The 21,561-nt window shown below is 48.1% G+C and carries 32 protein-coding genes; 9 read left to right on the forward strand and 23 right to left on the reverse strand.

All coding sequences use genetic code 11. The features are described 5' to 3' along the window. Nucleotides 1-56: 56 nt before the first annotated feature. Nucleotides 57-278 carry an ATP-binding protein gene (locus DPV68_RS09605; protein WP_114166590.1) on the reverse strand — a complete coding sequence of 74 codons (222 nt, stop codon included), beginning with the start codon at nucleotides 276-278 and terminating at the stop codon, nucleotides 57-59. A gap of 193 nt (nucleotides 279-471) precedes the next feature. On the opposite strand from DPV68_RS09605, the gene DPV68_RS09610 reads away from it, so the two are divergent. Beyond that, entirely contained in the window at nucleotides 472-936 is a 465-nt protein-coding gene (locus tag DPV68_RS09610; protein ID WP_114166592.1) for a DedA family protein, read from the forward strand. 1 nt (nucleotide 937) lies between these two features. On the opposite strand, the gene DPV68_RS09615 is transcribed toward DPV68_RS09610, so the two are convergent. Then, the gene (locus tag DPV68_RS09615; RefSeq protein WP_114166594.1) at nucleotides 938-1,951 is read right to left on the reverse strand and encodes an ABC transporter permease; all 1,014 of its coding nucleotides are present in this window, start codon (nucleotides 1,949-1,951) and stop codon (nucleotides 938-940) included. Further along, nucleotides 1,944-2,672 carry an ABC transporter ATP-binding protein gene (locus DPV68_RS09620; RefSeq protein ID WP_114166596.1) on the reverse strand — a complete coding sequence of 243 codons (729 nt, stop codon included), beginning with the start codon at nucleotides 2,670-2,672 and terminating at the stop codon, nucleotides 1,944-1,946. The genes DPV68_RS09615 and DPV68_RS09620 overlap by 8 nt, the downstream gene beginning before the upstream one ends. 172 nt (nucleotides 2,673-2,844) lie before the next feature. On the opposite strand from DPV68_RS09620, the gene DPV68_RS09625 reads away from it, so the two are divergent. Together DPV68_RS09625 and DPV68_RS09630 are read left to right on the forward strand one after the other, a co-directional pair. Continuing rightward, nucleotides 2,845-3,447 (forward strand): TetR/AcrR family transcriptional regulator, encoded by a 603-nt coding sequence (locus tag DPV68_RS09625; RefSeq protein ID WP_114166598.1) that lies wholly within the window; start codon nucleotides 2,845-2,847, stop codon nucleotides 3,445-3,447. A gap of 123 nt (nucleotides 3,448-3,570) precedes the next feature. Further along, the gene (locus tag DPV68_RS09630) at nucleotides 3,571-5,073 is read left to right on the forward strand and encodes a phytoene desaturase family protein (protein ID WP_114166600.1); all 1,503 of its coding nucleotides are present in this window, start codon (nucleotides 3,571-3,573) and stop codon (nucleotides 5,071-5,073) included. 243 nt (nucleotides 5,074-5,316) lie between these two features. Here the strand turns inward: DPV68_RS09630 and DPV68_RS09635 are convergent, their stop codons facing one another. From DPV68_RS09635 to DPV68_RS09655, 5 genes are read right to left on the reverse strand one after another with little or no spacing between them, the layout of a single operon-like run. Next, nucleotides 5,317-5,802: a hypothetical protein gene (locus DPV68_RS09635; RefSeq protein ID WP_114166602.1), complete on the reverse strand. Its 486-nt coding sequence runs from the start codon at nucleotides 5,800-5,802 to the stop codon at nucleotides 5,317-5,319. Nucleotides 5,803-5,817: 15 nt separating this feature from the next. Continuing rightward, on the reverse strand, nucleotides 5,818-6,297 hold the full coding sequence (locus DPV68_RS09640; protein WP_114166604.1) for a hypothetical protein: 480 nt from the start codon (nucleotides 6,295-6,297) through the stop codon (nucleotides 5,818-5,820). 58 nt (nucleotides 6,298-6,355) lie between these two features. Then, the gene (locus tag DPV68_RS09645; RefSeq protein ID WP_114166606.1) at nucleotides 6,356-7,174 is read right to left on the reverse strand and encodes an SMI1/KNR4 family protein; all 819 of its coding nucleotides are present in this window, start codon (nucleotides 7,172-7,174) and stop codon (nucleotides 6,356-6,358) included. Continuing rightward, complete coding sequence (locus DPV68_RS09650; RefSeq protein ID WP_114166608.1) at nucleotides 7,171-7,653, reverse strand: hypothetical protein; 483 nt, start codon at nucleotides 7,651-7,653, stop codon at nucleotides 7,171-7,173. The genes DPV68_RS09645 and DPV68_RS09650 overlap by 4 nt, the downstream gene beginning before the upstream one ends. Next, nucleotides 7,653-8,144, reverse strand: coding sequence for a hypothetical protein (locus DPV68_RS09655; protein ID WP_114166610.1), 492 nt, complete (start codon nucleotides 8,142-8,144; stop codon nucleotides 7,653-7,655). The genes DPV68_RS09650 and DPV68_RS09655 overlap by 1 nt, the downstream gene beginning before the upstream one ends. 78 nt (nucleotides 8,145-8,222) lie before the next feature. On the opposite strand from DPV68_RS09655, the gene DPV68_RS09660 reads away from it, so the two are divergent. Next, entirely contained in the window at nucleotides 8,223-8,426 is a 204-nt protein-coding gene (locus DPV68_RS09660) for a hypothetical protein (RefSeq protein ID WP_034781499.1), read from the forward strand. On the opposite strand, the gene DPV68_RS09665 is transcribed toward DPV68_RS09660, so the two are convergent. From DPV68_RS09665 to DPV68_RS09705, 9 genes are all read right to left on the reverse strand, one after another. After that, the gene (locus DPV68_RS09665) at nucleotides 8,423-8,896 is read right to left on the reverse strand and encodes a DMT family transporter (protein WP_114166611.1); all 474 of its coding nucleotides are present in this window, start codon (nucleotides 8,894-8,896) and stop codon (nucleotides 8,423-8,425) included. The two genes, DPV68_RS09660 and DPV68_RS09665, sit on opposite strands and share 4 nt — an antisense overlap. 12 nt (nucleotides 8,897-8,908) lie before the next feature. After that, nucleotides 8,909-9,577: a Crp/Fnr family transcriptional regulator gene (locus DPV68_RS09670; RefSeq protein ID WP_114166613.1), complete on the reverse strand. Its 669-nt coding sequence runs from the start codon at nucleotides 9,575-9,577 to the stop codon at nucleotides 8,909-8,911. A 6-nt stretch (nucleotides 9,578-9,583) separates the two neighbouring features. Continuing rightward, nucleotides 9,584-10,009, reverse strand: a complete 426-nt coding sequence (locus DPV68_RS09675) for a DMT family transporter (RefSeq protein ID WP_114166615.1) — start codon at nucleotides 10,007-10,009, stop codon at nucleotides 9,584-9,586. 14 nt (nucleotides 10,010-10,023) lie between these two features. Continuing rightward, nucleotides 10,024-10,962 carry a DMT family transporter gene (locus DPV68_RS09680; RefSeq protein ID WP_114166617.1) on the reverse strand — a complete coding sequence of 313 codons (939 nt, stop codon included), beginning with the start codon at nucleotides 10,960-10,962 and terminating at the stop codon, nucleotides 10,024-10,026. Nucleotides 10,963-11,073: 111 nt separating this feature from the next. Beyond that, nucleotides 11,074-11,562: a hypothetical protein gene (locus DPV68_RS09685; RefSeq protein ID WP_114166618.1), complete on the reverse strand. Its 489-nt coding sequence runs from the start codon at nucleotides 11,560-11,562 to the stop codon at nucleotides 11,074-11,076. Further along, nucleotides 11,559-12,014 carry a hypothetical protein gene (locus DPV68_RS09690; RefSeq protein WP_114166619.1) on the reverse strand — a complete coding sequence of 152 codons (456 nt, stop codon included), beginning with the start codon at nucleotides 12,012-12,014 and terminating at the stop codon, nucleotides 11,559-11,561. The genes DPV68_RS09685 and DPV68_RS09690 overlap by 4 nt, the downstream gene beginning before the upstream one ends. Nucleotides 12,015-12,031: 17 nt before the next feature. Beyond that, nucleotides 12,032-12,514 (reverse strand): hypothetical protein, encoded by a 483-nt coding sequence (locus tag DPV68_RS09695; RefSeq protein ID WP_114166621.1) that lies wholly within the window; start codon nucleotides 12,512-12,514, stop codon nucleotides 12,032-12,034. A gap of 11 nt (nucleotides 12,515-12,525) precedes the next feature. After that, nucleotides 12,526-12,648 carry a hypothetical protein gene (locus DPV68_RS15145; protein WP_255418307.1) on the reverse strand — a complete coding sequence of 41 codons (123 nt, stop codon included), beginning with the start codon at nucleotides 12,646-12,648 and terminating at the stop codon, nucleotides 12,526-12,528. Between the two features lie 235 nt (nucleotides 12,649-12,883). Then, nucleotides 12,884-13,339: a hypothetical protein gene (locus tag DPV68_RS09705; protein WP_114166624.1), complete on the reverse strand. Its 456-nt coding sequence runs from the start codon at nucleotides 13,337-13,339 to the stop codon at nucleotides 12,884-12,886. 162 nt (nucleotides 13,340-13,501) lie between these two features. Here DPV68_RS09705 and DPV68_RS09710 point away from each other — a divergent pair, with 162 nt between their 5' ends. Beyond that, nucleotides 13,502-14,707 carry an MFS transporter gene (locus DPV68_RS09710; RefSeq protein ID WP_114166625.1) on the forward strand — a complete coding sequence of 402 codons (1,206 nt, stop codon included), beginning with the start codon at nucleotides 13,502-13,504 and terminating at the stop codon, nucleotides 14,705-14,707. A 14-nt stretch (nucleotides 14,708-14,721) separates the two neighbouring features. Next, entirely contained in the window at nucleotides 14,722-15,153 is a 432-nt protein-coding gene (locus DPV68_RS09715) for a MarR family winged helix-turn-helix transcriptional regulator (protein WP_232819589.1), read from the forward strand. Between the two features lie 43 nt (nucleotides 15,154-15,196). Here the strand turns inward: DPV68_RS09715 and DPV68_RS09720 are convergent, their stop codons facing one another. Then, nucleotides 15,197-16,237, reverse strand: coding sequence for a flavin monoamine oxidase family protein (locus tag DPV68_RS09720; protein ID WP_114166627.1), 1,041 nt, complete (start codon nucleotides 16,235-16,237; stop codon nucleotides 15,197-15,199). Nucleotides 16,238-16,416: 179 nt separating this feature from the next. Between DPV68_RS09720 and DPV68_RS14850 the strand changes: the two genes are divergently transcribed. The 3 genes from DPV68_RS14850 (at nucleotide 16,417) to DPV68_RS09735 (ending at nucleotide 17,235) form a co-directional block, all read left to right on the forward strand. Continuing rightward, nucleotides 16,417-16,617 carry a hypothetical protein gene (locus DPV68_RS14850; protein ID WP_157964162.1) on the forward strand — a complete coding sequence of 67 codons (201 nt, stop codon included), beginning with the start codon at nucleotides 16,417-16,419 and terminating at the stop codon, nucleotides 16,615-16,617. 99 nt (nucleotides 16,618-16,716) lie between these two features. Continuing rightward, a complete protein-coding gene (locus DPV68_RS09730) occupies nucleotides 16,717-16,944 on the forward strand; it encodes a DUF1003 domain-containing protein (protein ID WP_114166630.1) in 228 nt (75 codons plus the stop codon). 18 nt (nucleotides 16,945-16,962) lie between these two features. Further along, complete coding sequence (locus tag DPV68_RS09735) at nucleotides 16,963-17,235, forward strand: hypothetical protein (protein ID WP_114166632.1); 273 nt, start codon at nucleotides 16,963-16,965, stop codon at nucleotides 17,233-17,235. A 227-nt stretch (nucleotides 17,236-17,462) separates the two neighbouring features. Here DPV68_RS09735 and lacD read toward each other — a convergent pair whose 3' ends face one another. From lacD to DPV68_RS09760, 5 genes are all read right to left on the reverse strand, one after another. Next, nucleotides 17,463-18,452 carry a tagatose-bisphosphate aldolase gene (gene lacD, locus DPV68_RS09740; protein ID WP_114166634.1) on the reverse strand — a complete coding sequence of 330 codons (990 nt, stop codon included), beginning with the start codon at nucleotides 18,450-18,452 and terminating at the stop codon, nucleotides 17,463-17,465. A gap of 17 nt (nucleotides 18,453-18,469) precedes the next feature. Continuing rightward, nucleotides 18,470-19,405, reverse strand: a complete 936-nt coding sequence (locus tag DPV68_RS09745) for a hexose kinase (RefSeq protein ID WP_114166636.1) — start codon at nucleotides 19,403-19,405, stop codon at nucleotides 18,470-18,472. Between the two features lie 181 nt (nucleotides 19,406-19,586). Beyond that, entirely contained in the window at nucleotides 19,587-20,105 is a 519-nt protein-coding gene (gene lacB / locus DPV68_RS09750) for a galactose-6-phosphate isomerase subunit LacB (RefSeq protein WP_114166638.1), read from the reverse strand. A 53-nt stretch (nucleotides 20,106-20,158) separates the two neighbouring features. After that, a complete protein-coding gene (gene lacA, locus DPV68_RS09755; RefSeq protein ID WP_114166640.1) occupies nucleotides 20,159-20,587 on the reverse strand; it encodes a galactose-6-phosphate isomerase subunit LacA in 429 nt (142 codons plus the stop codon). Nucleotides 20,588-20,604: 17 nt separating this feature from the next. Further along, entirely contained in the window at nucleotides 20,605-21,357 is a 753-nt protein-coding gene (locus tag DPV68_RS09760; protein ID WP_114166642.1) for a DeoR/GlpR family DNA-binding transcription regulator, read from the reverse strand. Between the last annotated feature and the right edge of the window lie 204 nt (nucleotides 21,358-21,561).

Here is a 21,561-nt window from a genome sequence, read left to right on the forward strand (position 1 = left end):
TTACTCCTTAAACGCTAATAAGCATCCGAGCAAATGCTCGGATGCTTATTTTAGTCTCACTTGATGAAAAAACATGCTTCAAAACAAATCCGGCCTTCTCCTGAAGCATACGCTGTCAACGTGCCGTCGTGTAAAATCATGATTTGACGGGCGATCGACAGCCCGAGCCCGTCCCCTGGTGTCTCGCCACGTGATGCGTCCACCCGATACGTCCGGTCAAACAAATGGTCAATCGATGCAATCGTCTGGGGTGTTGTCTCATTACACAGTTGCCACAAGACATGCTCGTCTCGGTCAAACCTAGCGTAACATCTTTTTTCTGATTCTGTTCAGTCAACCTGTCTATTGATAATGAGTATAGCGCGGGGATGACAACGATTTCTGTTGGACTTCTTAAGATTTCTTAAGATGACGCTAAACACTCCTTACATTTGTCGGGGGATACTAGACAAAGGTAAGGAGTGAACGAATATGGAATTATTGACGCAATACGTGATGCTCGCCGTCGGCATCATGTTTACCCCACTATCAGACGACGTATTAATGATTACCCATCTGACTGTCGCACCTTCTGGTTGGGCGCTCTTCTTCACGACGTGGGTCGTCTTCACGCTCGCGTTCAGCTGGTTTTATCTTGTCGGTCGCGGCCTGCATCACGTGATTCCGTCTTCTACGCGTGATTCCCGTTATTTGAATCGGGCGCAGTCACTCTATGAGAAATATGGGTCACGGATTGTCCTCATCTCTTATTTCATTCCCGGCTTGCGCCATCCCCTCCATTACGTGGCCGGTTTCACATCGCTCAAGTTTCGGACGTATGCGCTCTATAACGCCATCTCGGCTTTTCTTTACACCGGGGCCTGGTTCATCGTGATTCGCTTGGCCGGACAGATACCAGCATTTCAACAGTTCCAAGATTGGGTGCTCGCTTTATGACTCAATGCCCCCGATACTTCCCGAGCGCTCGCATGTTGAGCAAGTAGAGAACACCGGCGTAAACGACCAAACCGAGCACGTAGCCCCAAATGCCGGCGAACCCGCTACCGTACACCATCACTTCTTTGATCGCGGTCGCCCCGTAAAAGATCGGCATGATGTAGCTCAAGTTGCCGAGCCCATACGGAATCAAGTCGAGCGGGATTAACCCTGAGAAAAACACTTGCGGGATGATCGTGAACGGGATCATTTGGACGACTTGAAGCTCTGAACGAGCGAACACCGAGATCGTCGCGCCGAACAAGACGGCCGTCCCCGCCATTAAAATCATCACGAGAAATACCCAGCCGATATTACCGAGCGAGGTCAGACCGAGCACGTAAATCGTATACAGAACGATAAAGACGGACTGAATGACCGCAAACACGCCGTAGCCGAGCGTATACCCTAAAATGACCTGTCCGCGTTTGATCGGTGTCATCAGGAGCCGTTCGAGCGTTCCGCCGCTCCGCTCTTTGACGAGCGCCATCGCCGACAGGATGAACACGAAGAAGAACGAGAACAGCGACAAGAACACATAGCCGAACGAGTCGAACGTCGATTGGCCTTCTTCCCCGTATACATAGTTCATCTCGATATCAGCCGCCGGATTCAACGCCGACAGCGCCGCTTGAATCTCCCGTACCGCTTTTGAAGATTTCGTCGACGGTTCCCGGAGTGTGATGGTCGTCCCTTCCTGCGTCGCTTCAAAGATTGCATCGACGTCCTTATTGTCTTCCAAGTATCCGAACGGGTCGTCGACCGTGTCCAACCGGACGTCGAGCGTCTCGGCTTCGAACGCCTCGACGAGTTGCGTTGGCGCATTCTCATCGAGCACGACGACCGGCACATAATCCGAGTCACCGAGGAGAAAGTAAACGAGTGTCAAAATGAGGAGCGGTGCGATCAAAATCAAGGCGACACTCCGTTTATCGTTGAGCGTCTGAAAGATGACGCGCTTCGCCAAGTTACGCATGATCCGTCCCTCCTTCACGACCAGCGATGAGGAACAGTTCCTCGACGCGACCGTTCTCTGTTTGGTCTAACAGATGCGGCACAGTGTCGTAAGCGATCAAGCGTCCGTTATAGATGAGCGCGGCCCGATCACACTCGAGCACCTCATCCATGACGTGCGTCGAGACGATGATGGTCGTCCCATTCGCCCGAATCCCTTGAAACTGATCCCAAATCTGTCGGCGTAAAATCGGGTCAATCCCGACCGTCGGCTCGTCTAAAAACAAGACGTCCGGCTGATGCAGGATGGCGATCGCGAGCGACAGCCGTTTTTTCATCCCGCCCGAGAAATTTCGGACGAGTTTTTTGCGGTCGGCCGTCAAATCGACGAGCGTGAGCACTTCCGTGATGCGTTGCTGCAATGTCGTCTTGCCGAGCTTATAAATCGAGCCAAAAAACTCCAAGTTCGCCTCGGCCGATAAGTCATCGTACAGCCCGTCGTTTTGCGGCATGAAGCCGATGTTGTGGAGCATGTGCATGTTCGGCATGACCGTCTCCCCGATTCGAACCGAACCTTTATCTGCGGCTAAAGCGCCGATCATCAGCCGGATGAGCGTCGTCTTCCCCGAACCGGACGGGCCGAGCAGGCAACAGATGTCCCCTGAGTTGATGGTAAAGCCGACGTGGTCGATGGCCAATTGGTCACCGAACGATTTACTGATGTCGTTCAGTTGAATGTCCATAGCGATTCTCCTTTTCGATACCCGATTCATGTACACTTGACTAATAGACACCGTGTTGGTTTATAGGTTCAGTATAGGCCTCAGTCGACAGCCCAACAATCGGCAAAATCGGCCAGCGTGTCGGTTATCAGACAGTTTCCAATCATGTGTTGGATAAAGGAGAAGATTTCAGATGGGACATGTTGATTTGCGCATCATACGAACGAAACAATTGATCAAGACGGCTTTTTTAGACTTGATTGACGAGCATGGATTCGAGTCCGTCACGGTGAAAGCCATCACCGAACGGGCCGGCATCAATCGCGGGACGTTTTATAGTCATTATGTGGATAAATTCGACTTGATGGAGAAGTTAATTGAAGTGATTTTTCACGAGGCCGAACGCAAACTGGTCAAACAGATTCCGCGCGTCTTCGGTGACCAGCGCGGACCGGCCGCTCATGAGCTGCTCGTCCCGTTCATCCGTTTCATCGAAGACAATAAGATTTTGATGAAACCGCTCCTTGGACCGAACGGCGACCCTCAGTTTCAAGCCCGGCTCCGGTCGTACATGCATGCGGCGCTGTTCCATCGTTCCCCGACGGTCTTATTCGACGCGACGAAAGCGCTCGTGCCGGCCGATTATTTAGTGTCTTACATCTCATCGGCCCATATGGGTGTCATTTACGAATGGCTCTATAGCGACCGTCCCGACACGGCCGAGGACATTGCCCGCATCATCTATACGATCACGTTCGAAGGGCCGCTCGTCGCGGGTGGTCTCCGTGCACATTGAAACTTTTACCGTTCCCTCCTGTACGTTAATATTTGGATAAAATACTTCTCAAATGGGTATGTATACGGAGAAGAATGTCTTTGGTTCATAAAAATTAACTGGCGAAAGAAGGGCGGCTCGTCTATGCAAAACGTGAACAAGTCTGTGATTGTGATTGGTGGAGGGCTCGGCGGGATATCAGCAGCCATCTCACTCGCGCAAAAAGGATACGACGTCTCCTTATACGAAAAGAACGACCACATCGGCGGGAAAGTGAACCGGCTCGAACAGGATGGGTTCGGCTTCGATCTCGGTCCCTCGATTTTAACGATGCCGCAGATTTTCGAGAAACTGTTCGCGGGTAGCGGCAAGCAGATGGAAGACTACGTACCGATTAAACGGCTCGATCTCGAGTGGCGCTCGTTCTTCCCGGACGGCACGGTGCTCGATCTCTACCATGACTTGGACGTGATGGAGCGCGCTAACCCGACGCTGTCACGAAAAGATATGCATGAGTATCGCGAGCTGTTAAAATATGCCGAGCGGATTTACAACACGACGGAGAAGGCATACTTGAAAGAAGGGTTCGAATCGCCGCGCGAAGCGGTCGCCAAGAACGGTCTTTTCTCGACGTTGTTCGGCTTCGATTTGACGTCGACGATGTACGACGGGATTGCCAAACGAATCAGCAACCCGCATTTGCGGACAATGCTGTCGTATTACGTGAAATATGTCGGCTCATCCCCGTATAGCGCGCCGGCCGTCCTCAACATGATGATTTACATGCAGCACGCGCAAGGCTGCTGGTACGTCGAAGGCGGCACGCATAAACTCGCGGAAGGATTGACGAAACTCGCTGAAGAAATTGGTGTGAAGCTCCATACCGGTCAAGGCGTCGTTCGGGCGCATACGTTGAACGGTCAACTGACGGCCATTGAACTCGAGGACGGACGGCTCCGTTCGGCCGACTATTTCGTCTCCAACATGGAAGTCATCCCGTTCTATCAAAAGATGGTCGATGCGGATGAACAGTTCGTCGACAAGCTCGTTGAAAAATATGAGCCGGCCAGTTCCGGCTTCGTGCTCCACCTCGGGGTGAACAAAGAGTACCCGGCCCTCGGCCACCACAACTTCTTCTTCTCGGAGAACTTGCATGAACAGATGGACAAAATCTTCGAGCAGCACGAGTTGCCGGACGACCCGACGATTTACTTGGTGAACGTCAATAAGACCGACCCGACCCAGGCACCGCCCGGGCACGAGAACATTAAAATCTTACCGCACATCCCGTACATCCAAGACGAGCCGTTCACTCCTGAACAGTACGCCGCATTCGAAGAGCGAGTCCTCGATAAGCTCGAGCGGATGGGCTTGGACGGCTTACGCGAACATACGGTGACGCGCGATGTTTGGACGCCGCATGACATCGAGCGTACGTACGGCTCGGACCGGGGCGCGATTTATGGGACCGTCGCCGATAAGAAGCAGAACGGCGGCTTCAAGCACAAAAAACAGAGCGAGCTGTACGACAACCTCTACTTCGTCGGCGGCACGGTCAATCCCGGCGGGGGCATGCCGATGGTGACGTTGAGTGGTCAGCAAGTGAGCGATAAGATTGCGAAGCGTGACGGAGTCACAAATCGATGACCGACTCGTTTCGGGAACGACATCGTTTCAAATTCTATACGATTGGCATGGTCATCTGCGGAATTTTGGTGGCATGTTTTCTTAAAAATAAGCATCTGACGCCATGTCAGATGCTTATTTAGTTACGTGTATTCGATTTTCCAACAATCAATTTCAATACAACAATAATTCCGCCTAACATGACAGCAAAGGTTCCAAGCGACCAGAGCATGTCAAACACTCGTAGATCCATCGTCTTCCTCCTTATTTGAGCTGACGTTTCGCTTCATCGCGATGCGCCGTCCGCAGCTCATGATTCGTCACGTGCTCCGGGTCAATCAACTCGATTTTCCGGTTCACCCATACCGATAAGAAGATGAATGGGATAAACAAGGCGAGCAGCATAATGGCGAAGATGACGAGTGACCCTTCAATCGCCCAAGCGATGGCGATGAAGACCCCAAGCAAGATGACGTTCGCGAGCACGATGCCGAACTCGAGTCGCACGAACTTTTGATAGCGCGCGTCGTCATTGAATGTGAGCAGCAACCTCATGCGGTGCCACGCCCGATAGAGGCTCGGCAATTGCGTCGCCATGATGATGATGGCGAATGTCGCGAGGGTGATGTCTTGCGTAAAGATGAAGTAAAAGGCGATCCCTAAAATTGCGAACGTGAGCAAGAGCGCCGTCCGGTTCACCTTTCGGTCGTTCTCGACCATTTGTTTCAGCCGTTCATGTTTATTAACCATAGTTAGGTACTCCCATCATGATGACTTTCGTTTTTCGTGCTCGAGTTGCGCCTTGCCGAGTTCCGTCGCGGTCACGTGCTCCGGGTCAATCGTTTTCAACTCACGGTCGATGCGAATCCCAAGCGCTAGGAACGTGATCAGACCGACGATAACGACGATGACGAGCGTGAGTAGCGTGATCCATCCGAGCATCGAGCTCGCGATCAACAGCACGAGAAACACAATGTTCCCGACGGCCAAGCCGAACTCGGACCGTACTTTCTGTTGGTAGCGAGCGTCGTCGTTGAAGGTGAGCAGCAACTTCATCCGGTGCCACCCTTTATACAGCACGGGCAGCTGTCCAACCAAGATGATCGGCAACAGTAAGAGGACGTCCGTCGCCCAAAAATAGATGATGAACAGTGCGATGATTCCTATCGTCGGGTACAGCATTTGTTTTTGTCGCTTTCGATCGTTCTCCATCATGCGTTCAAGTCTTATGTTATGGTCAACCATCCAATCCCCCTAATCAAATCTCGTTACCTTCTTTTACGAAAAGAAACGGCAAATCGTTTCACTCGACTCGAATATCGTTATCGAGAATGTACATCGTCTCTTCGTAGCGTTGTTTACTATAGGCGTCGTCTTGCCTGTGGAGCGTCTCAAAAAATGCTTCGAACAGTTGTTGATCTAAAGGCTTCCGTCGAATGATGATTTCTTGAATGACGCTTGTCGCCGTCTCTCGCAACGTCTCGTCATCCATCCAGGTCAACAGCTCACGAACGAGTTCCTCCGCTTCAAGTAAATCCAAGCTATTGGACCAAAGAACCGCACCAATCCTTTTGTCTTCTAGATGATCGCTATAGAGGAGGCGTCGCGCATCGTTCAGGAGCGCCTCCCCTTGTTTCATTTCAGTGATCGGTTCTGGGAAAATTTCTGCATCCACTTCCATATCGACCGTCGTGAGCGCTTCGCTAAATTGACTAAACGTATCGAATAAGATATCGATTTGTTCGGTGTCCGTATCGATGTAAGCAATGTTTGGCTCTGACCCCTCTCGGTAATCGAACACGAGGAAGAAATGTCCATCACCAGCGAACGCAATCAATCGTTCATCCTCGACACCCCACTCTTTTAATAACGCCTTGGATTCAATCAACCCTTTATTTAAACCAACTCCAGCAATCGAATCGACGAGGGCGATGTCATCTTGCCCATTCCATGTAATCGGTAAGTCGCGCTGTTCGACATATCCCCCGTTTTGGATACGAAGTGCCTCGAGATAATCGTCCGGCAGTTTCACCCCGAGGCGCCCTTCCACTTCAGTTAATACGTCGTCCGTTAATGCGGGCAACCGATTCGGATCGTCCGGTATGTCATTCCAAATGATCATTGTTCCCCTGCTTCCTTCAATCGTCTGTATTGGCGAATGTCTTGATTCGTCACATGCTCTGGGTCAATCTTTTTGAGTCGCTCATTCACCCACCATTCAAAATAAAGACAAGGCAAGACGATTAGCGTACCAAGCAGTGAATACGTGACGTGTTGAAAGTTTTGAATGACTGTACCCCAAATAAATATAGCGAGCCCGATGACCGTCATGAAGATGAATAAAAAGTTGATTCGAACATATCGGCGATACAGCTCATCCGAACTAAAGCGGAGCAATAGCTTCATCCGCAACCAGCCCCATAAAATCAGTGATGCGTAAATGATTAAAAAGGCTGCGAACACTTGCATGTTCGTTAAAGTGTAACGACTATGGAGATAAAACGAGATCAAGATGATGATGGCGACCAGTAGACCAAATAAACGAATCGAGACTTGTTCAAACCGCATCAATTGAAGCAAGCGATCTTTATGCTCGACCATCATTCCTTCTCCCATTTCCGTTTCATCCGTTCCCGTTTCGTAAAGCCAATCAAGCTATCCGTGACATGCTCGTGATCGATCCGAAGCAAGCGGGTATCGAGCCATGTCTCAACCACCAACATGCCTGCAATCAACATCGCTGACAGTCCACTGAATACCGGCAATGCGAAGTATCCTGATACATACCCAAACATCAGACCAAGCATACCCCATAACATCGCAATCGCGATGACGCCTTTCGCCCGGATCAATCGTTGGTAGGATCGATTTTCATTGAACGTCACGGATACACGCGTCTTCTGCCACGCTACGCGACTGAGCGGGACAGCCGTCATCATCAAAAAGACGAGCATCGCAAGCATTGGCAATGATGCATTGGTATAGATCCACCACCCCAGTCCTAACCCTGCCGCGGCGGCCCACAACAAGTTAAATGCACCTTTTTTGGGAAGCATATATAACTGCTCGATTCGTTCTTCTCGTGTCACCATAATCTGTTCCTCCTTGAAACCAATTCGGACCGTTCACCGTATATACGAATAGCATACCAATAATTAGGAGGTATTTCGATGGATATTCTTATTTTAGCCATCCTACTCGGCATCGTCGGCTTCATTGTGACCCGCTCCTATACCATCTACCCGTCATCGTTCGGAGACCGTTCACCCGTCCAACCACGCGCCTCGATCACGACAAAATGCCCACATTGCCAAACCGTCGTCAAACGGCAGGAACACGGGCAGACTTGTTCAACTTGTCGGAAATCGTTTTAGACGACTTGCTTTGCTTTTTGGTGGACCGTCTCTTTTTTCCCACTCAACTGGAACAACAGCACCCCGCCGACAATCAACACGATGCCAAGCGCTGTCTTCCACGTGAACGGGATGGCTTCGAGCCCGAACCAGCCGAGCGTATCCCAGAGGAGCGCGAATAGAATTTGTGACACCATGACGATCGAGATGGCATGGCTCGGTCCGAGCTGTTGGACGCCTTGCGTCACACTCATGACGACACCGACTCCGATGATGCCGCTGAACCAATACCACGTCTCCATCCCCGTGACGGCGAACAGACCCGCTCCCTCACTGATCAATCCGACGAGCAATGACGCCAAGAAACCGAGGGCGAGCACGAGCGTCGTCGTCGCCCACGCCCCGACCCGTTCTTTCACTTTGGCGTTAAACGTATTCTGCACACAGACGAGCATTCCGCCCATGACCGCGAGCATCATTCCTAGTGCCATGACGTGTCCTCCTCATTCATAAATACTCTCCCCAGCAACAGCAATCAACCCGGCGCGATCCATGATAGCAATCGACCGACGATCCCGTTCAATCAATCCTTGTTCCACGAACCGCTTGAGCGTCCGGTTGACGTGGCGATAGCTCGTCCCAATCAAGTCGGCGATGTCGGTCAACTCATCGACGGTCGACCCGAGCGTCGTCTCTTCCGGTGTCATCGACAATAGATAGCTCGCGAGTCGCACATCGACCGGATAGAACAAGTTGAAACTCATCGACTGCGACTTCATCTCGAACTTCTTCGTGATTCCTTCAAGCAGATAATGCAGCCACGTCACGTCGTCTTGGGCGTGACGCGCGACATCTTCGAAACGAACGACGAGCACCTCGACCGGCGTGACCGCCTCGACCGTGTTCAAGAACGGCGTGCGGCGAACGTATTCGATGTCGCCAATCAAGTCGAGCGGATGTTTGAACGACAAGACGAGCCGTTTCCCGGCCGCCGACGTGTGGGCCACCCGAATCTTTCCACTGACTAGAAAGTGGAGCTGCTCGGCCTCAGCGCCTTGGATACAAATCGCCTCTCCCGGTGCGTAACGGACGAGTTTGAGATGGGGACGGACGGCTAAAGGGAGCACCTCATTTAGTCCATATTGCTTCATGTAACGGTCAATCTGTTCCATCGTACGTCATCCTTTCAATACGAGAATCCCGACAATCATCATCACGACCCCGAGCAGTTGCGTCCGGTTCAAGTCCCGGCGCAACATCCCGAACCAACCGCGCCAGTCGATGACGAGCGCGAGGGCAAGCTGGGCAATCAAGAACAATGAGATGGTGAGGGTAACGCCGAGCTCATGCACGGCCGTCATATTGCTGAACAAGATGAACGTGGCGAACGCACCGCCTGACAAATAGAGCGGCTCGACGCGACGCATGTGGACGTATGTTCGGTCGCGGACGACGAGCATAATCACGAGCGCGACAAGAAAGCCCGTTAATTGCGTCAACGTCGCAGCTTGCCACGTCCCGATACTTGAACTGATTCGAGCGTTGGCAACGCTCTGCAGCGTCAAAAAGAAACCGCCACTGATGGCGAACACTACTCCGCGCATGTTGTCTTCCTCCCTTATGACAAACGAATCAACATGATCCCGATGACCATGACGAGTAAACTGACGAGTTGAATCCCAGTGACCGGGTTCTTGGCGGCACCAAACCAACCGAAGCGGTCGATGAGTAAACTCCCGCACAGCAAGCCGACAATGACGATTACGACGGCGATGCCAGTGCCGACCATCGGCACGATTAAGACGTTCCCCCCGATGAACAGTGCCCCGATGATACCGCCGAGCCAAATCCACCACGGCTGACCGCGTAGCCCGCGCCATTCGACGCTCGGGCGTATCAAGATTAAAATGAACAACAACAGAACGATTCCGACGACAAACGAGACGAGCGCTCCTTTCAAAGCTGATTCAAGCACCGTTCCCACATAGCCGTTGATGGCAGTCTGTGTCGCGCTCATCATCCCGGTCGCAATCCCGACGAGGCGCCAAGCGTTCAAATTTTCGCTTCCTGTCTGTGACGAGGCGACGAGTTTGCCACGGCGACGATTGATCCAGTCCGTGAGCGCGACAGTGCCGACGACGCCGAGCAAGACGAACAAAGCCCCGAGTACACGCCACGGCGTGAGGACGTTGACGGTTGAATTGAACCAGCCGAAGTGGTCAATCAAGAGTCCCATCAAAATCTGTCCGAAGATGGGCATGATGACGGTCTGGACACTGCCGAGCCTCGGGATTAAGAGGATGTTCCCCGTTAAAAAGATGACCCCAAATAAACCGCCCGACCAGATCCAGAGCGGTTCGGTACGAAAAAGCGATGAGTCGATACCGAATGACTGACCGGTGAGGAGTAACGTAATTGATAAAAATGTTAGCCCCACGACGAACAACAGAAACGATGCGACGAACGGTGACCCGAGAATCGAACGCAGCCGGGAGTTCGCGCTCGTCTGTATCGGCAACAAAATGCCGATGACGAGTCCAATCACAATGGCTAACATAGTCTCTTCCTCGATTCTCTCTATATACTGTGTACGTGTTAAGCTTACTCCTCACACACTTTAGCATAAAGGACCGATGTCCTGAAATGTGAAAAAGACGAGTTCCGACTATCAGGAACTCGTCTTATGGTTTGTACGGCGCTCAGTTTTCGCTTCGTCGAACATCCGATTCGTGACGTGATGTTGATCAAATGTCAGAACGATTCGGTTGACCATGTATGAAAACAGTAACCCGCCAATCGTCCCAGTCCCCAACATGGCCAGGAGTGGCCAAACCGTGAGAAGGTCGGTGTGATGGGCAGCGAGCAGACAGATAAACAGCAAAAAAATGAACCATTCGACGATGAAATCACTGTAAATCCAGCGCTGATAGCGAGGATTTGGGTTAAATGTCAGCAACACTTTCGTCTTGCACCATGCGACACACAATTGTGGCAAATACACAGCAAATAGGATGAGCGGTAAGTAAATCGATGTCTGATACGAGATGAATGCGACAGCGACCAGGCTGAAGAAAAGGCCCCAGTAGCGCCAGTGCCACGTCGCATCTTCATGCGCGAGTAATCGCTCGATGCGTTCTTGTTTCGTCAACACGTTCATAGCAATCCACTCGCCGTCGCCAATTCAGAGCGGACCGGTTGGGCTGCATCTGCGCTTTGGACAGTCTTATTGAAGCGTTTATACAGAAGCAACAACATGACGGTAGTCCCCAGGACGAACACCCACGTCCACCATGGGGCCACCAGTTTATAACTCGCCACACTACCGACGATGAAGACGTACCATCCGCTTAAAATCCGGTAGACATTCCGCGTCGCCACTCGTGCGCCGTTTTCATCCGATAGACGAGCGAACGCCTCTCCTTCTTTCAGCAAATACATGATTGAACCGCTGGCGAACAAACCCATCAACCCTAAGCCGACCCACCAAACGTGATCCGCGAGCAACGTGACAAACAATAATCCAGGGACAGGGGCGAACATCATGTCTCGCCGCCGCTTTTTTTGCTCACGGTATCGGTTCATTTCGTCAATCCGTTGTTGTTTCGTCATACGATTCCATTCCTTTTCTAATCATTGATTCCGTCAAGACGACGTTTTAACTTCTCGCGATTGGCTTTAGCCAGCATGTTCGACGTGACGTGTTCCGGGTCGAGTTTGAGCAGTTTTCGATCGATCCACAGCGGTAACAAGACTGAAGGTGGTGCCCCGATGACCACCGCCCACATCAACACGTCCGGATGGATCTGTCCCGTTAAAAACAGTGCGATCAGACTGAACAATAAGATGAACGTGAAAACGAGTAAAGAAAACTGTTGCTTAATGAGACGGCGATACGTCCAGTCATCATTAAACCGAAGATAGAGGACGGTTTGTTTCCATTCGAAAAACAACGTCGGGATGAGACTGACCACCGCAATCACGCCAGAATAAGTCGTCTGCATCATGAAATAGAGCGCACTCACAAAGATGACGACACTGCTTCCAATCATAAAACGACGATATGTCGTGTTGATTTGTAACAACGCTTCAGTCCGGGCTTCCCTATTCATCGAGTACCTCCTCAGTCTCTGACGTAGTCGAGTCGAATCTCACGCAGCATCGGATGCTCCGGGTCGATGTCGCTCAATCGCTCGTCTTGTTTTCGAATCAAACGGTAGCCACCGTATAGTACTCCAACTGCCACAGCTAATATCCAGGCGTACATCCAACCAAGGTTAAGCGTCAGCGCAAACGATAAAATGAATACGACGAACAGCGCAAATATAGATCAGTTCCGACGGGTGATAATGGTTTTGGCACCCTCTCGTTCGACGAGGAAAAATACCATCGGAAACTTGACGAGACTTTGAAAAGGGCCGACTTGACATTTGTTTTATAAATGAAGTTGATGCGTTCTTGTTTGTTCATCGAATCCCTCCTCAAAAGCTTTCCCGTTTGACGTCGCGACGTGTCGGTTGCTCAGGATCAATCAACTTTACTTTCTCATCGAGCAGACGCTCGACGAATAAAAAGCCGAGAGCCGTTAGGGAGAAGACTAAAAATGGGATCCAGCTGATGGTTTCTATCTTCATGAGCATCGGGAAAAACAAACATATGAAGACAACCATCATGTAGTCGAACACATATTGAATATGGATGACCCGCTTCGCTCGAATGTGGTCTGTGAAACTGCTCATGAATCGACTTTCCCGCATGATCATCACACCGTATGCTAACAGCGACACTGTCATTAAACTTCCGTACATGAGTGATCGTGTCTCAGTTTGTAAAAAGAAAAAGAGCAATACCCCAATCGGAATCGCAAAACCGAGCCTGACGAGAAGCGATTTTCGATTACCTATAATCATTTCTTTTAAACGCTGATGCTTATTCATCTCGTCCACCTCTTATCTCACTATACGATTCTACCAGAAGAAAAGTTCCGTTTTTTTTACAATTGTTTTGCAACAGCCTACTCGCTTGACGGGGAAGTTAATTCACCTTATAGTTTAGTTAACTTAACTATATTAAAAGGCAAAAAGACTGAGGTTTTCTTTATGAATTTGCTACAAAATCCACGATTCGTGTTCACATGGTTATCCGGCATGACGCTCACGCTTGGCTTCTCGATTTTCTTCTTGAGCGTGTCGTGGCTCACAATCGATGTGCTGAAGCAACCGGCCCTCCTCGGGATCATCATGACCGCCGTCTCGTTGCCGCGTGTCGTGATGATGATATTTGGTGGCGTGTTCGCTGACCGATTCCAAAAGAGTCGGCTCTTATTTTTGACGAACCTCGGGCAAGGTCTCCTCATGGTCGCGGTCGTTGCGCTCCATCTCGCGGACGCGTATTCGGTGTCCGCCTTGATCATGATCTCCATCGTGTTCGGTCTACTGGACGGCATGTCCTATCCAGCGTTGTCTTCTTTGATCCCGTCGCTCGTCAAACAAGAAGAGCTGCAACGTGCCAACTCGCTCGTCCAAGGGACGCTCGAGCTCATGTTCGTGTTCGGTCCGTTCCTCGCCGGAGCGTTACTCACATGGGGCGGCTTCGGTCTTAGCTTTGGGACGGCGGCCGTCTTGATTTTCATCGCCGCTGTCTTGATTATGCCGCGCTTGATTCGTGACTCCATCCCGCTCGCCCGTGCCATGTCACTCGGTCATGTCATCCTCGACTTGAAAGAAGGCATCCGTTACGTCTCGAGCACGCCGATTTTACGGAGCGGGACGCTATCGATTGCCATCGTCAACTTGTTCGTCATGGGACCGCTCATCATGAGCATCCCGATTCTCGTCGGTGAACGCGGCGGCAACGCATTTGACTTGAGTCTGATTGAAGGTGGGCTTGCTGTCGGGACGTTCGCCGCAAGTTTTCTCGTCCTGTTGTTCCGCTCGGTCCATCGTGGACGCTTCGTCTTCCGCGTCCTATTTTTGACGATTGGGGCCTTCTTCCTCTATACGCAGGCGCAGTCCATCACACTCCTCGCCTTGGCTGCGGCCGCGAGCGGATTCATGTTGATGCTCGTCTATTTGCCGACAGTCACGCTCATGCAAGAACATAGCGACCACGACAAGATTGGACGCGTCATGAGCATCATGGCGCTCGCCGCATCCGGACTAGAACCGATCGCGTTCGCCGTCCTGTCGATTTTGGTCGCCCTGGCCGTGCCGATTCAAACGTTACTCATCTCGTTTGGTATAATCGGATTAGTATGCAGTATCGTGTTATACGTGCGGAGCCAGACGTTCCGTGACACGCGATGAAAGGAGAACGACGATTGAATGACACACGCAAACAGCAAGTCATCGAGATGTACCGTCAAATTGACGAGCTCGACTTGTTGTTCACCAAATATTTTACCGAGTTGAACGAATTCGAACTCAGTTACCAGCAAGAACAGATGTTACTCCTGTTCAAACGACAAGACACATGGACGACGACCGAGATTGCCACAAAGATGAATATCTCGAAAAGTGCGGTCAGCCAAGTGCTCAAAGTGCTCGAACAACGTGAGTTCGTCCAAAAAGAGAAGAACCCGGACAACTTGCGCGAGAGCTTCATCCGTCTCGGCCCAATCGGTATGGAATATTCGAAACAAATCGATGCCATCGAAGAACGGCTCGCCGAAGAAATGTTTTCCGTGCTCGAAGATGACGAGATGACGATGATCAATCGTTCGCTGGCGCTGATGATCAAAAAATTCAAATGAAAAATGCGTATCGTCCCTGGCTTGGGAGGATACGCATTTTTGGTTAGAGTTGCTCGACGACACGTTCCGCTGAACGGAGCGCGCCTTCGATATGGCCGCCGAACAAGGAGTCCGTCTCCGTCCCAGCGAGTGAGAGCCTTCCTTCCCATACTGAATCGAGCGCAATCGGCTGATAGACAGGGAAGTCGGTCAACGGCACCCCATCTTGAACAGTGGCCGTATGCCGGTCACTCGACCAATCGACGTATAACACGTCACGCGGTTGGCGCGCTTCTTCCCCGAACAGTCGCACGAGTTGATCGATGACGCGACGATTCAATTCGTCTCGGTCGAGTACCGAGCGTTCGGCAGCAGACAACCGAAAGAAGCCGAATAACGCGGCAAGTCCGCCCGGTCGCGAGGCGTCATGAATCTCCTGCAACACCCCGGCCCAGCTCATTCCTTGACCAGATAGACCATTGTCTCGCCAAAATGGACGGTCGTAGACGACGAGTACTTTCGCCTGCCCGGCCATCCAGGTCGGAGTGTCTGCCAGCTTCGCCTTCGTCGTTTCAGACAGTTCCGGTTGAAATGAAATGCGTGAGACGAGTCGTGGCGGGATGGCTGGGATGACGTGATTGAACGTTTGGGGCGATCCTGTTTCGAGTTCGATGGAGACCGCGTCTTCAGTCTGTTGAATCGAGGTGACGGTCGACTCGAGTTGAATCGTGCCGGCGGGCAAAGTTGCAGCGAGTGCCGTCGTCAGTGTCGTCATTCCACCCAAGAGTCGCATCGATGGGACGGTATGTCCTGGCGGGAGCGTATGGCGCTCGATGACACCGAACTGCCGCTCGAGCATTAAATCACCTGCCGTATATTGAGAGAACGTCGGGAGACCGAGTCGTTCGATCAGTTGCGTGATCGTCGTCTCCGTCTCTGGCCAATACCAGGTTGGGCCAAGGTCGAACCCGTCATGGCTCAACACCCGTCCCCCGATGCGATCACGCGCCTCAAACACGGTGACGTCATAGCCTTTCTCGATGAGGAGCAAAGCAGCATACAAGCCGCTCACGCCCGCTCCGATAATCGCAATTGATGGATTCATGAAAAAGCTCCTTCTTTGTAGGTGGTGTTCCTATTATACTGAAAAAGACGAATGTACATAATTTGGGCGCACCGCTCAAGAAAGGGCGTTACGAGGTGAAGCGTTTCTTCTATTACATCTTATTTCCTTACATCTGGGTGATGCGAGGGTTACATCGATTTATCAAAACAGAAAATACAATGTCTTATGCATTCATGCTGTTCTTTGTCCCCGTCCATGTCCTCATCATCGGATATGGCCTCCAAGTGTCGCTCTTACTGGAAACCGTTTTTATGATTTATCTCTCGGCAGGATTGTTTACGCCGATGTATTACTTCGAATCGGATGTCAGACGGAGACGCACAAAACCGGGATACGTTCCGATTGATGAAACCAAATAGTATGTTGAAACGTATTCGATTAGAAAGGATACGTTTTTTTGTTTCTTATATCGATTAAAAAGCAGAATCCGTAGATTACATAAAGGGGAGGAAGACAGAATGAACATAGCATTCGTCTCGTTATTCGGCTTATTGGTGACATTCTTGCCGATTATTTTAGCCATCACCGTCATCGTGATGATCATGAAATTTATGAACCGTTATGAACAGCGTGCTGATGAACGGCTTGAGCTTGAGCGTCAAGTAGCCGCTCGTCAACAAGAGCAATTCAACGTGTTAGTAGAACGACTCGATCAAATTGAAGAGAAGATGGAGACTCGCCCGTAAATCGAAAGGAGTGGTTGAATGGATTGGACCACGATCATGTTGACTGCTTCGTTGTTTTTGAACGCCTTCTTGCTCAATATCATTGCGCAACAAACAAAGGATATGAGTGCATTGAAACGAAAACAACTTCAGACTAATCCGCTTGTGCAGGATGATGAATTGGTTGCAACGTTGAAAGAAAAAATAGACACGGATGGCATCATTCCAGCGATTCGGTATTTACGCGAGACGTACAACATGACTCTAGTTGAAGCAAAACAGTTGGTCGATTGGGTAAACGAAAAGGAGTAGCGCGCTACTTTGAACTGAGCCCTGAATGCGCACTTTTTATCAAGTGTCTATCATTCAGGGTTCAGTTCATTCATACTAAGAGGGCTCTTTTTTGTTCAAGTCCTCGAAAATCCTTCTAACAGGAATGCTCCTTATATAATTATGTCTAGATACTTCTTTTAGCCATATTGAAAAATGGTAAAAGCAGAGTAATATCATATACTCTGCTTTACTCAATGAGTTTTTAATTAAATATTTTCTACTTTATCAAACCATGGACTTGCTGTTTCTTTTAAAACGGCATTAAGTTCTTCGATGTTTTGTCTGCCTTCTGATCTTAGCCATTCTCGGCCATCTTGTTCACCTTTTTCACCGAAAACATTAACACCATTCTTCCAGGTTGCTCGTCCGCATAATACACCATTAAAGGTAGATCCCGCCTCTTTTGCAAATGTTAATGTATCTTGGAATAACTGCGCTGAAACACCCGCACTTAAAAAGATGAATGGTAACGTCGTAGCATCACTTTGTTCTTTAAATAATTGAAGCGCTTCTTCCCTAGAATGGATAACTTCATCTCCATATCCTTCTACGAATTTCATATTAACAGGAACCTCGACTTTCAGGACGTCCACTTTGTATTGTGGTTTTGAGAATTCCTTCATTGCATCAATCACTTTATGAGGTTTCACCTTGGCATATTCTTTTCCTTTTACATCATCGTTATTGACATCATAAGTCACAATTTCTAAGAAGAAGGGGATTTCTTCAGCCTCACATTCTGAACCAATTCGCTCCATATATACATGTTTATACTCATTAATTTTTTCTTCTTCATCTACATCATAGTAGAGTAAAAATTTAATAGCATCGGCACCAATGTCTTTTAGCCGTTTAACAGACCATTCCTCCAATAAATCAGGCAGGCGTCCTGGCTCTGATGCATCATAGCCTGTTTTTTCATAAGCCATGATGAGTCCGGCATCTTGATGTCTTATTTTCGAAGCGGGTAAGCCATATTCAGGATCAAGTAAGATCGATGAAGCAAAAGGTGTCAGTTCCTCCGATACCATTTTTTTATACGTAATGATTCCTTCATCTCCAATCTCCTGATCACTTGCATTAGCAATCATTTTCTTAAGAGATCCACGTTGGTCAATCGCAAGTGCCCCGATTACTCCGTTTTCATTTGATAATCGTTTCAATGCTTCTAATTTATTCTTTTTTAATGATAGCATAGTAGTAGTCTCCCTTTTTAGTAGATTTCGTTTATCTCAACTAAATTAAAATAGTGCATAAAGTGGTTCAGATTAACGCTTCCGGTCCCAGCTTCTATTGTGTTCAGCATCCCTGCCGTCATCGAGGTTTTGATGGCGGTTTCAATGGGTTCCCCTCTATTTAAAGAAACAGCTAACCCCGCAACTGTCGCATCACCTGATCCTACTGGATTTACCACATTAATTTTTGGTATAATTGCGTTATAGAATCGATCCTTATATTTAACCAAAGCACCTTTACTTCCCATTGAAACCATCACGCATTCAATATCGTTAAATAATTCATGCGATAATACTTCTTTTAAGAGATTTCTATCATTATTGATCTCTTTCCCAATAAGCTGAGACAATTCAGTATGGTTTGGTTTAATGGCAAAGGGCTTTTCCTTATGAAGAAGTACTTGTTTTAAGGATTCTCCCGAGGAGTCAAGTATCACAGGAACGTCTTTTTTATGACTGATGACTAGCATTTGATGGTAGAAATCATCGGGTAACCCTTTTGGCAGACTTCCTGAAATCGTAACAAATGAGGTCTTTGATAATAGACCTTCAAATTTATCTAAAAATGCTTTGCCTTCTTTTAGGGATAGGGTTGGACCCGATTCGAGGATCTCTGTTTGCATTCCTTCGTGAAGAATGGCAATACAATTTCGTGATTCTTTTTCAGTCTTTAAAAAGTCATTTTTAATACCAGCTTTTTTTAATTCTTGGTTGATAAAATCACCAAGGGTGCCGCCAATAACACCAGTAGCCAGAACATCTTCTTCTAATTGTGAAATAACCCGTGTAACATTTAATCCCTTTCCGCCTGCGGTTTTACTCACATGTTCTATTCTATTAATCTCATTTAATTTAAATTGTTTAAGAGGGTAGGAAATATCAACTGAGGGATTCATTGTGACTGATAAAATCATTTCACTGCCTCTTTCTCGTGTTTTTTCTTTTTTAGCTCTGTTTATGATGAATGTTGATAAATTGCCTTTGGTCCATGTGATCAGCATTTTTCTGCCTAAAAAATGGCTGAACGTATGCCCCGAAGGCAATTGCAGCATCAACAAGGATGTTTAACAAAGCCTTTCATTTCATTGCTTATCATCAATCGTGATATTCGCCCCCATCCCATTTTTCTAGGAACTCGTCAAAAAAGTGAATGTCTCCTGTTTGATGATCATTTTCTGGTTCAAGGGACATAATTTTTTCCACTAATTGGTTGTTTTCCTCTGTTTCATCATATTTTGCTTCGATAAAGTGATCGACAATCTCTAGGATTAAATGTTCTCCAGTAATTTTGCCTCCAACGCCAATGACATTTGCATTTAGTTTTTCTTTAGCATATTTGGCCGTGGCAACGTCTCTTACCAATGCTGCTCTTGCTCCTAGTACTTTAGCGGCTGAATTTGTAATTCCTACACCTGTACCGCAAATCACTACACCTAAATCAGCTTCTCCGGTCGTAACCGCTTCTGCCACCTTTTTCCCATAGATAGGATAATGTGTTCTTGTAAAATCATACGTCCCCATATCAAGAACCGTATGTCCTTTAGATTTTAAATGGTCAGAAACTGCCATTTTTACATCTGTTACAATATGGTCACAACCTAATGAAATAATCATCTTATACTCTCCCTCATTCTTTTAATGTAATCCCTCTAAATGGTTTATACGATTTACATCATTTTGTTTAACATATCTACTCGGATTTGATGGCGTCCCCCTGAGTACTTTGAGTTAATAAAGGCCATCACAATACTTTCAGCCAAGCCTTTACCTACAACTTCGGCCCCCATCGTAATAATAGAAGTGTTATTATGGTCCCTTGTCATTCTTGCTGATCGTTCATCAGAGACTTCCGCACAAACGATGCCTTTTATTTTGGTTGCTGCCATAAAAGAACCCGCTCCATAGGAATCGATCAGAATAGCAATTGAATCGCTGCCTTTTTTTACTTCATTTGCGACTAAAACAGTTGAATCTACAAAGTCAACGGCTCCATTTGGTGTTTTATCTATTACATCGATGTTTTTTTCTTCTAAGAAAGTTTTTATATGATTTTTCAACTCTAACCCAGCTTTATCTGATCCTAATAATATGTTCATGTCCATTCACCTCATATTTAATAAATTACTTTTACAAACTCTTCTAGCTTAAGCTTCTTTTCTTCGGGAATTTGATCATCGGTTATTAAAGCAGTTACCCCATCCAAATGATAGAAGCTAAAAAAGTCCTGTCCCCAGATTTTGCTATGATCAGCAACAATGTATTTTTCGTGGGCATTATCTAAAATAATGCTCTGTGTAATTCCTTCCTCTTCATTAGATGTGTAAACTTCATTCCCATGGACGCCATTTGAGCCTATAAAGGCTTTTTTTACATTAATCTTTTTTAATGTATTATTCGCAAAGCTTCCGACAAAGGCTCCAGTTCGAGCTCGATAGCTTCCACCAATTAAAATAAGATCATAACCTTCGTTTTTATTAAAACGGTTGAAAACATGAATGGAATTGGTCACGATTCTTGCAGGAAATACCGTCAAGAAGTCATACACATACTCAATCGTTGTACCTGGACCGAGAAAAATTGTGTCATTTTCTTCGACTAAGGAGGCAATCGTTCTAGCGATTTGTTGTTTTTCTTCTATATTGATGCCTTGCTTCTCAATATGAGACAGCTCTTTATCCGAAAATCCATTGACAGCCTTTGCTCCGCCATGAATTCTCTCAACTTGACCTTGATCCTCAAGCAGCTGTAAATCTCGTCGAACAGTCATTTCTGTTACATTTAATAATTCAGTGATTTCTGAAACGCGTACCATTCCATGAGTATTAATTAAATTTAATATGGCTTCTAGGCGTTGCTCTTTAAGCACACTGTCACTCCCTTCTCAATTTGTTCTAAAATGTTTGATTTTGTTCCTTTTCCTAGAATTTATCACCTGAAACGATAAATGTCAAACAAAATAATAGGGTGATACAATGTGTGAATAATGTATTAACAGTCAATGAAAGCGCTTGACAAAAAAATAATCCCTGATATATAGTTTGAATGTAAACAAAAATAAACAAAAAAGAAC

The sequence above is a fragment of the Exiguobacterium sp. TNDT2 genome (assembly GCF_003331145.1).
GTDB lineage: Bacteria > Bacillota > Bacilli > Exiguobacteriales > Exiguobacteriaceae > Exiguobacterium.

Coding starts and splice junctions, on each gene's coding strand:
- DPV68_RS09610 (WP_114166592.1), top strand. CDS start 472: ATGGAATTATTGACGCAATACGTGATGCTCGCCGTCGGCATCATGTTT.
- DPV68_RS09615 (WP_114166594.1), bottom strand. CDS start 1,951: ATGCGTAACTTGGCGAAGCGCGTCATCTTTCAGACGCTCAACGATAAA.
- DPV68_RS09620 (WP_114166596.1), bottom strand. CDS start 2,672: ATGGACATTCAACTGAACGACATCAGTAAATCGTTCGGTGACCAATTG.
- DPV68_RS09625 (WP_114166598.1), top strand. CDS start 2,845: ATGGGACATGTTGATTTGCGCATCATACGAACGAAACAATTGATCAAG.
- DPV68_RS09630 (WP_114166600.1), top strand. CDS start 3,571: ATGCAAAACGTGAACAAGTCTGTGATTGTGATTGGTGGAGGGCTCGGC.
- DPV68_RS09635 (WP_114166602.1), bottom strand. CDS start 5,802: ATGGTTAATAAACATGAACGGCTGAAACAAATGGTCGAGAACGACCGA.
- DPV68_RS09640 (WP_114166604.1), bottom strand. CDS start 6,297: ATGGTTGACCATAACATAAGACTTGAACGCATGATGGAGAACGATCGA.
- DPV68_RS09645 (WP_114166606.1), bottom strand. CDS start 7,174: ATGATCATTTGGAATGACATACCGGACGATCCGAATCGGTTGCCCGCA.
- DPV68_RS09650 (WP_114166608.1), bottom strand. CDS start 7,653: ATGGTCGAGCATAAAGATCGCTTGCTTCAATTGATGCGGTTTGAACAA.
- DPV68_RS09655 (WP_114166610.1), bottom strand. CDS start 8,144: ATGGTGACACGAGAAGAACGAATCGAGCAGTTATATATGCTTCCCAAA.
- DPV68_RS09660 (WP_034781499.1), top strand. CDS start 8,223: ATGGATATTCTTATTTTAGCCATCCTACTCGGCATCGTCGGCTTCATT.
- DPV68_RS09665 (WP_114166611.1), bottom strand. CDS start 8,896: ATGGCACTAGGAATGATGCTCGCGGTCATGGGCGGAATGCTCGTCTGT.
- DPV68_RS09670 (WP_114166613.1), bottom strand. CDS start 9,577: ATGGAACAGATTGACCGTTACATGAAGCAATATGGACTAAATGAGGTG.
- DPV68_RS09675 (WP_114166615.1), bottom strand. CDS start 10,009: ATGCGCGGAGTAGTGTTCGCCATCAGTGGCGGTTTCTTTTTGACGCTG.
- DPV68_RS09680 (WP_114166617.1), bottom strand. CDS start 10,962: ATGTTAGCCATTGTGATTGGACTCGTCATCGGCATTTTGTTGCCGATA.
- DPV68_RS09685 (WP_114166618.1), bottom strand. CDS start 11,562: ATGAACGTGTTGACGAAACAAGAACGCATCGAGCGATTACTCGCGCAT.
- DPV68_RS09690 (WP_114166619.1), bottom strand. CDS start 12,014: ATGACGAAACAACAACGGATTGACGAAATGAACCGATACCGTGAGCAA.
- DPV68_RS09695 (WP_114166621.1), bottom strand. CDS start 12,514: ATGAATAGGGAAGCCCGGACTGAAGCGTTGTTACAAATCAACACGACA.
- DPV68_RS09705 (WP_114166624.1), bottom strand. CDS start 13,339: ATGAATAAGCATCAGCGTTTAAAAGAAATGATTATAGGTAATCGAAAA.
- DPV68_RS09710 (WP_114166625.1), top strand. CDS start 13,502: ATGAATTTGCTACAAAATCCACGATTCGTGTTCACATGGTTATCCGGC.
- DPV68_RS09720 (WP_114166627.1), bottom strand. CDS start 16,237: ATGAATCCATCAATTGCGATTATCGGAGCGGGCGTGAGCGGCTTGTAT.
- DPV68_RS14850 (WP_157964162.1), top strand. CDS start 16,417: ATGTCTTATGCATTCATGCTGTTCTTTGTCCCCGTCCATGTCCTCATC.
- DPV68_RS09730 (WP_114166630.1), top strand. CDS start 16,717: ATGAACATAGCATTCGTCTCGTTATTCGGCTTATTGGTGACATTCTTG.
- DPV68_RS09735 (WP_114166632.1), top strand. CDS start 16,963: ATGGATTGGACCACGATCATGTTGACTGCTTCGTTGTTTTTGAACGCC.
- lacD (WP_114166634.1), bottom strand. CDS start 18,452: ATGCTATCATTAAAAAAGAATAAATTAGAAGCATTGAAACGATTATCA.
- DPV68_RS09745 (WP_114166636.1), bottom strand. CDS start 19,405: ATGATTTTATCAGTCACAATGAATCCCTCAGTTGATATTTCCTACCCT.
- lacB (WP_114166638.1), bottom strand. CDS start 20,105: ATGATTATTTCATTAGGTTGTGACCATATTGTAACAGATGTAAAAATG.
- lacA (WP_114166640.1), bottom strand. CDS start 20,587: ATGAACATATTATTAGGATCAGATAAAGCTGGGTTAGAGTTGAAAAAT.